9 protein-coding genes are annotated in these 6,402 nt (G+C 77.6%); 3 read left to right on the forward strand and 6 right to left on the reverse strand.

Translation table 11 applies throughout. The features are described 5' to 3' along the window. Positions 1-683: 683 nt before the first annotated feature. From ABQ292_RS25740 to ABQ292_RS25755, 4 genes are all read right to left on the reverse strand, one after another. Positions 684-854 (reverse strand): hypothetical protein, encoded by a 171-nt coding sequence (locus ABQ292_RS25740; protein ID WP_369210549.1) that lies wholly within the window; start codon positions 852-854, stop codon positions 684-686. Positions 855-960: 106 nt separating this feature from the next. Further along, the gene (locus tag ABQ292_RS25745) at positions 961-1,128 is read right to left on the reverse strand and encodes a hypothetical protein (protein WP_369210550.1); all 168 of its coding nucleotides are present in this window, start codon (positions 1,126-1,128) and stop codon (positions 961-963) included. Between the two features lie 70 nt (positions 1,129-1,198). Beyond that, positions 1,199-1,852, reverse strand: coding sequence for a response regulator transcription factor (locus ABQ292_RS25750; RefSeq protein ID WP_369210551.1), 654 nt, complete (start codon positions 1,850-1,852; stop codon positions 1,199-1,201). Beyond that, positions 1,849-3,051, reverse strand: coding sequence for a sensor histidine kinase (locus tag ABQ292_RS25755; RefSeq protein WP_369210552.1), 1,203 nt, complete (start codon positions 3,049-3,051; stop codon positions 1,849-1,851). The genes ABQ292_RS25750 and ABQ292_RS25755 overlap by 4 nt, the downstream gene beginning before the upstream one ends. 224 nt (positions 3,052-3,275) lie before the next feature. Between ABQ292_RS25755 and ABQ292_RS25760 the strand changes: the two genes are divergently transcribed. Then, entirely contained in the window at positions 3,276-3,656 is a 381-nt protein-coding gene (locus ABQ292_RS25760) for a hypothetical protein (RefSeq protein WP_369210553.1), read from the forward strand. On the opposite strand, the gene ABQ292_RS25765 is transcribed toward ABQ292_RS25760, so the two are convergent. Further along, complete coding sequence (locus ABQ292_RS25765) at positions 3,653-4,456, reverse strand: helix-turn-helix domain-containing protein (RefSeq protein ID WP_369210554.1); 804 nt, start codon at positions 4,454-4,456, stop codon at positions 3,653-3,655. The genes ABQ292_RS25760 and ABQ292_RS25765 overlap by 4 nt on opposite strands. 87 nt (positions 4,457-4,543) lie before the next feature. Here ABQ292_RS25765 and ABQ292_RS25770 point away from each other — a divergent pair, with 87 nt between their 5' ends. Then, a complete protein-coding gene (locus ABQ292_RS25770; protein ID WP_369210555.1) occupies positions 4,544-4,942 on the forward strand; it encodes a hypothetical protein in 399 nt (132 codons plus the stop codon). Between the two features lie 363 nt (positions 4,943-5,305). On the opposite strand, the gene ABQ292_RS25775 is transcribed toward ABQ292_RS25770, so the two are convergent. Further along, positions 5,306-5,794 (reverse strand): DnaJ family domain-containing protein, encoded by a 489-nt coding sequence (locus tag ABQ292_RS25775; protein WP_369210556.1) that lies wholly within the window; start codon positions 5,792-5,794, stop codon positions 5,306-5,308. A 46-nt stretch (positions 5,795-5,840) separates the two neighbouring features. Between ABQ292_RS25775 and ABQ292_RS25780 the strand changes: the two genes are divergently transcribed. Continuing rightward, the gene (locus ABQ292_RS25780) at positions 5,841-6,371 is read left to right on the forward strand and encodes an NUDIX domain-containing protein (RefSeq protein WP_369210557.1); all 531 of its coding nucleotides are present in this window, start codon (positions 5,841-5,843) and stop codon (positions 6,369-6,371) included. The last annotated feature ends 31 nt before the right edge of the window (positions 6,372-6,402 follow it).

Below are 6,402 nucleotides of genomic sequence, written 5' to 3' on the forward strand. Positions count from 1 at the left end.
GGGGCGGGGGCGGGGGCCGGAGCGGGAGCCGGGGGCGAGTCGGGCTGAGCACCCGGAACAGGATCGGTGCCCGGGGCGGGCTCGGGAGCCGGGTCGGGATCGGTGCCCGGGGCGGGCTCGGTCCCCGGGTCGGGCTCAGCACCCGGGTCGGGATCGGTGCCCGGGTCGGGGTCGGTCCCCGGATCGGGGTCGGTCCCCGGGTCGGGCTCAGCACCCGGGTCGGGATCGGTGCCCGGGTCGGGATCGGTGCCCGGGGCGGGCTCGGTGCCCGGATCGGGGTCGGTCCCCGGATCGGGAGCCGGAGCTGGTGCCGGTCCCGGTGCCGGTGCGGAGTCGGGGTCCGACGCGGACGGCGGCACAGACTGGTTTCCCGGCCCTGGGGGTGCCGTGTCGCTCCCTCGAGTAGGCAACGGCTGGGCCTGGGACTCGTCCTCGGACGCGGTCGTCGTCCCGCCGCCGCAGGCGACGAGCACCGCTGTCAGGAGGGTGCCGAGGAGGAGGCGGATGTGCGCGGCGCAGGTCATGGTGACCTCCTGCGGCCGAGGCCGAGACGGACAGCAACCACCGTCGCCGCCACAGCCGCAGGCGGTCAAGAGACCTACTGCCCGCGCGCGACCACCGTCCGCCGTGCCCGGCGCACCCGGTCCGCTCCGCCGTCCTCCGGCGACGGGACCTCGACCGGCTCAGGCGCCCGGCGTCTTGGCCGCCCCGTCGGCGCCACCCTCCTGGTTGTCCTCGTAGACCTCGCGGGCGGTGCCGTGCAGGTCCTCGCCCTCACCCGCCGCGGCCTTGCCGCTCGGGGTGGCGGTCACCTCGTCGGCGCTCGCTCCCCCGGTCCCGGTGCTCTCGGTCATCGAGCGCTCCCCTCGTTCGACGTGACGCAGACCACCACTGTGCTCGTGCGCCACGGCAGCCGCCCGTCGAGCGTCGCCCGGGAGCGCACGCCGACCGGGCGGGAGGTCAGGTGCCCAGTTCGGTGCTGCCCGGGGCCGGCTTGGCGTCGTCGCCGGTCTGGCCCTCGTCGCCGTCCGTGGACGTGTCCTCCTCGACGTCCTCCGGCACGAGGGGCGTCTCCTGCAGGACGTTCTCCCGCGCCTGGTCGCGGTCGGTACCCGGCACCTCGGTCATGGCGACCTCCTCGTTGGGCTGACCGGCCGGTACCCGGCCCGGGCACCGTCAACCCGGCGCGCTCCGGCCCTCAGCCGCCCAGCCCGGCGTCGTGGGCCGCCACGATGGCCGCCGCCCGGTCCCGGGCGCCCAGCTTGGCGAGGACGGCGGAGACGTGGGACTTCACCGTCCGCTCCCCCATCCGCAGGGCGACGGCGATCTCCGCGTTGCTGGCGCCCCTGCAGACCAGGCGCAGCACGTCCGCCTCCCGGGGGGTGAGCCGGTCGAGGAGCGCCCTGCCCGCACCGGCGGCCGGGCGGCCGCGGGCCCGCTCCAGCACGCGGGGCAGCACCCGGGGGTCCAGCCAGGCGCCGCCGCCGGCGACCGCGCGGACGGCGTCGACGAGCGCCTCGGCGGGGCTGTCCTTGAGCACGAAGCCCGCGGCGCCGGCGTCGAGGGCCGCCCACAGGACCTCGTCGTCGTCGAAGGTCGTCAGCGCGAGCACCGGTGGCGCGCCCGGCTCGGCGCGCAGGCGGCGGGTGGCCTCCGGGCCGTCCACGCGCGGCATCCGCACGTCCAGCAGCACCAGGTCGGGCCGGTGGACCCGCACGGCGGGCAGCACCCCCGCGCCGTCCTCGCACTGTGCGACGACGGTGAAGCCGTCCTCCGAGCCGAGCACCATCGCCAGCCCGGCGCGGACCATCGCCTGGTCGTCGGCCAGCAGGATCCGGACGCCGGCGCTCACCCGCGGCCACCCAGCGGGGACGGCGCCGGCCGGTCGGCGACCCGCGCGGCGCCGTGCCGGGGCAGGGAGCAGCGGACCACCCAGGCGCCGCCGTCCGGGCCGCCGGTCAGCTCCCCGCCGAGCGAGGCCACGCGCTCGCGCAGCCCCACCAGGCCGAAGCCCCCGTGGCCGCTGGCCGCGGGGTCGGCGGTGGCACGGTCGGTGGTGTCGGGGCCGGCGTCCGGGCGCCCGTTGGTGATGCGGGCCTCGACGCCGGCGTCGCCGACCACCACCCGGACCTCGACCGGAGCCGTTCCCGCGTGGCGCGCGGCGTTGGCCAGGGCCTCCCGGACGACCCGGTGCAGGGTCACCCGCACCACCAGGGGCAGCGACCCCGGGTCCCCGCTCGTGCGCACCTCGACCGGCAGACCCGCCGCCCGGTAGCCGCGTGCGAGCTCGGCGAGGTCGAGGGACACCACCGGCCGCTCGTCCCGCTCGGAGCGCAGCAGCCCCACGACGCCGCGGATGCCGTCCAAGCTCTCCCGGCACACCCGCTCGGCCTCCTCCAGCGCCCCCTCCGCGGCCCGCGGGTCGGTGCGCAGCACACGGCGCGCGCCGCCCACGTGCAGGACGACGACGGTCAGCGAGTGCGCGACGAGGTCGTGGACGTCACGGGCGATCCGCTGCCGCTCCTGGCGGGCGGCCGCCTCGGCCAGGCGCTCGTGGGCGACCCGCAGCTCATCGGTGAGGACGGCGGCGCGGTGCAGCAGGATCCCCACCAGGACACCCAGCACGGTCCCGAAGGCGAAGTACAGCGAGCCCGCGCCGCGCTCGGCGTCCCCCACGCCCGGTGGCAGCAGGCCGGCGAACGGGGTGAAGGGCACCGCGGCGGCCGCGAGGGTGGTCAACCCGACCAGCGGGCGCCGGTCGGAGCGGCTGGCGACCCGGCTGGCGGCCGCGGTGGTGAGGAACAGGGCGCTGCCGACGCCCGACCACGCCACGACGGGCACGACCGGGGCCACGGCCATGACGGCGAAGAAGGCGAGCGGCAGGTCGACGCCCGCGGCCACGAGGACCCAGGGGACCAGGGCCAGTCCCAGGCAGACCACCACCGGCACCACGGGCGGTCCCTCGACCAGAGCCATCCCCGCCGACACCACGGCGATCCCCGCGTGGACCAGGTCGGAGGGGAGGCGGACCCCGCCCCGCACCTGCGCCATGCGACCGCTCCTCGCCGGGCGCACCCCGCGGGGGAGCCGCGATCGTGGGTGCCCGGTCCTGCGGATGCTAGTGACGCCGCGGACCGGCCGGATCGTCCCGCGGGCCGGGTCGGCGTCGTCCCGGAGGACGAGGCCGACCCTGGCCGGGGACCGGTGACGGCGCGCCCGCGGCGCACGACGATGGCGGCACGACCGCGACACCACGAGGACGGGGAGGTCATCCGATGACCGCGACGACGACGCCACCGGCACGCTGGGCCCGGGCCGCGCTGCCCTGGAGCTGGCTGGCGTCGGCCGCGGTGGTGGGTGTGCTGGGCTACCTGCTCGCCGCCGTCTCCGACTGGTCGCACGAGCGCACCGCCGGTGGCCTGCTGCTGGGCGTGGCCGTCCTCGGCCTCGTCGCGGCGGCCCTCACGCGGCGGGGGACCCCGCAGGCCCGCCGCTCGTCGCTGATCGCCAGTGCCGCCGTGGCGGCGGGCGGGCTGGCCGCCGGCGTCGTCGCGACGGGCGGGCCCGCGGGCGCGGGCGACCTGGGGCTCGTCGCCGGTGTGCCGCTGGTCTGTGCCGGGGTCACGGCCCTGCTGGCCCTCCGCGCGCGTTCCTAGGACCGCCGGCCCACCGGCCCGCCGCGGAGCGCCTCGGCGGTGCGCTCGTCGGCGGGCAGGAACGCCTCGACGCTCAGCTCTGCGGCGGTCAGGTCGACGGCGGTGCCGAAGGTGGTCACCGTGCTGAGGAAGGACAGCACGCCGTCGCCGGTGCGCAGCCGCAGCGGGACGGCGATCCCGTCCGGCGTCGAGCGGTCGGTGCCGCCGGGCAGGGCGACGAGCTCGCGGTGCAGGGCGGCCAGCGCCGGGTCGCCGGTCAGGTGGGCCTCGCGACCGAGCCGGTGCAGCAGGTGCGCCCGCCACTGCGGCAGGTTGGCGATCCGCGGCGCCAGGCCCTCGGGGTGCAGGCTCAGCCGCAGCACGTTGGCCGGCGGCTCGAGCAGGTGCGCGGCCACGCCGTCGGTGAACAGGGCGACGCTCGCGTTGGCGGCCACCAGATCCCACGAGCGGTCGACGACGACCGCCGGGTAGGGCTCGTGGGCGGTGAGCACCAGGTCGAGGGCCCGGCTGACGGCGGCCATGTCGGGGGAGCCGAGGCCGCGGCGGCCGTAGACGGGGGCGAAGCCGGCGGCCAGGAGCAGCTCGTTGCGCTCCCGCAGCGGAACCTCCAGCTGCTCGGCGAGGCGCAGCAGCATCTCCCGGCTCGGCCGCGCCCGCCCGGTCTCGAGGAAGCTCAGGTGCCGCGCCGAGACGCCGGCGTCGCCGGCGAGGTCGAGCTGGGAGAGCCGGCGCCGGACCCGCCACTGCCGCAGCAGCACACCCACGGGCGGGCGTCCCAGGGACGCCAGGGTGGTGGTCACGGTGCGGACGCTAGCGACGACGGCGGCCGGCGTCCCCTACCCGCGAGGTAATCGACGCGCCTCTCCGGCGGCGCCACGGTCGTCGGCATGACAACGACAGCCACCCGCCCCCGCACCCTCGACCTGCTCCGCGTGGCGCTGCGCCTCGACGCCGTCGTCACCGGGGCCAACGGCGCCGCCTACCTGGCCGCCGCACCGCTGCTGACCGGCCTGCTCGGCGTCCCGTCCGGGGTGCTGCGCGGCCTCGGCGCCTTCCTGCTTGCCTACGCGGCCGGCGTGTGGCTGGTCGCCGCGCGTCCCGCGATCTCGGCCGGCGCCACCGAGGTCGTCGTCGGCGCCAACCTGCTGTGGGCCGCCGGCAGCGTCGCCGCCGTCACGACGGACCGCTTCGACCTCACGACCGCCGGCGCCGTGTGGGTGCTCCTCCAGGCCGCCGTCGTCGCCGGGTTCGCCGCCCTGCAGCTCACCGCCCTGCGCCGCCGCTGAACCGACCCCCGGAGGAGGAACGCCATGACCGCCACTCCTGACCTCGCCGCCCGCTACCTCGCCGCCGCTACCTCGCCGCCCGCTACCTCGCCGCGTGGAACGAGACCGACCCGGCCGCACGCCGGGCACTGGTCGACGAGGTGTTCGCCGAGTACGTCCGGTACACCGACCCGCTGGCCGACGTCGCCGTGACCGACGGCGACGGGCGGATCCGCACCGTGCTGGGTTCCCTCGACCGGGTGCCGGCCGCGACCTGACGGTCGCCACTCGGCGATCACGGACCTGCGGTGGCGACACGTCCGACGGGCTCGGCGTGTCGCCACCGCGACGTCGTGATCGTCGCGGAGGACCGGCCGTCAGCCGTCAGCGGGTCCGGCGCCACCAGCGACGGCGGCGCGGCGGCGGCCCGGGCGGCGGGGGCGTCTCGACGACGGGGGGCGGCGGTGGGCGGTCGCGGTGCCAGCCCTCGACCAGCGCCTCGACGTCGGCCAGGCCCGGCACCGGCGACCAGCGGCTCTCCTGCGGACGGCGCCAGAAGGCCTCGACCCGGGCGTTGTAGTCCTCGGCCACGGCGCGGACGGCGGCCTCCGACGGCAGGCCGGCCACCCGCTCGGGCAGCTCGTCGCGCTCCCGGCGCAGCGCCAGCCCGGGCGGGAGCATGTCCGCGGGCCGGATGCCCTCCCGGCGGGCCTTGGCCACCGCCCAGTCGTAGGCGGTCTCGTCGGGGTCCCAGCTGGGCAGCGGCCTGCCGGCACCCCGCAGACCGGTGAAGTCGCCGCGCTCCTGCGCCTGGTGGATCTGCCGTTCGACCCAGGTCTCGAACGAGACCCCCTGCGGCTTCCGCTCGGTCACCCGACCACCTCCTCCTCCATGGTCCGCCTCTGTCAGGCTCGGCTGCATGCGGACGACCGGCAGCCGGGAGGTCTACGCCAACCCGTGGGTGCGGGTGCGGGAGGACACCGTGGAGCGGGCCGACGGCTCCACCGGCGTCTACGGCGTCGTCGAGAAGCCGCACTTCGCCATCGTGCTGCCCGCCGAGCGCGACGGGTTCTGGCTGGTCGAGCAGTTCCGCCACCCCCTCGCGCGGCGGGCGTGGGAGTTCCCGCAGGGCACCTGGACGGCGGGCAGCGACGGGACGCCGCAGGAGCTGGCCCGCGCAGAGCTGGCCGAGGAGACCGGGCTGCGGGCCGGCCGGCTCGAGCACCTCGGCCACCTCGACCTGGCACCGGGCCTGTCGACGCAGGAGTTCGACGTCTGGCTGGCCACCGACCTCACGCCCGGCCCGACCGCGCGCGAGGTCACCGAGGCCGACATGGTCGCGGCGTTCGTGACCGAGGCGGAGTTCCGCGCGATGGTCCGCGAGGGCCGGCTCACCGACGGTCCCTCGGTCGCCGCCTACGCCCTGCTCCTCCTCGCCCGCGCCCGCTGAGCCCGGATGGGGGCAGCGGGGTCCCTGCCTC

Origin of the sequence: Geodermatophilus maliterrae, from assembly GCF_041018925.1 — a bacterium.
Lineage (GTDB): Bacteria > Actinomycetota > Actinomycetes > Mycobacteriales > Geodermatophilaceae > Geodermatophilus > Geodermatophilus maliterrae.

What these genes read in the sequence shown, in the direction of transcription:
- ABQ292_RS25740 (WP_369210549.1), bottom strand. Translation starts at nt 854, where the DNA reads ATGACCGAGAGCACCGGGACCGGGGGAGCGAGCGCCGACGAGGTGACC.
- ABQ292_RS25745 (WP_369210550.1), bottom strand. Translation starts at nt 1,128, where the DNA reads ATGACCGAGGTGCCGGGTACCGACCGCGACCAGGCGCGGGAGAACGTC.
- ABQ292_RS25755 (WP_369210552.1), bottom strand. Translation starts at nt 3,051, where the DNA reads ATGGCGCAGGTGCGGGGCGGGGTCCGCCTCCCCTCCGACCTGGTCCAC.
- ABQ292_RS25760 (WP_369210553.1), top strand. Translation starts at nt 3,276, where the DNA reads ATGACCGCGACGACGACGCCACCGGCACGCTGGGCCCGGGCCGCGCTG.
- ABQ292_RS25770 (WP_369210555.1), top strand. Translation starts at nt 4,544, where the DNA reads ATGACAACGACAGCCACCCGCCCCCGCACCCTCGACCTGCTCCGCGTG.
- ABQ292_RS25780 (WP_369210557.1), top strand. Translation starts at nt 5,841, where the DNA reads ATGCGGACGACCGGCAGCCGGGAGGTCTACGCCAACCCGTGGGTGCGG.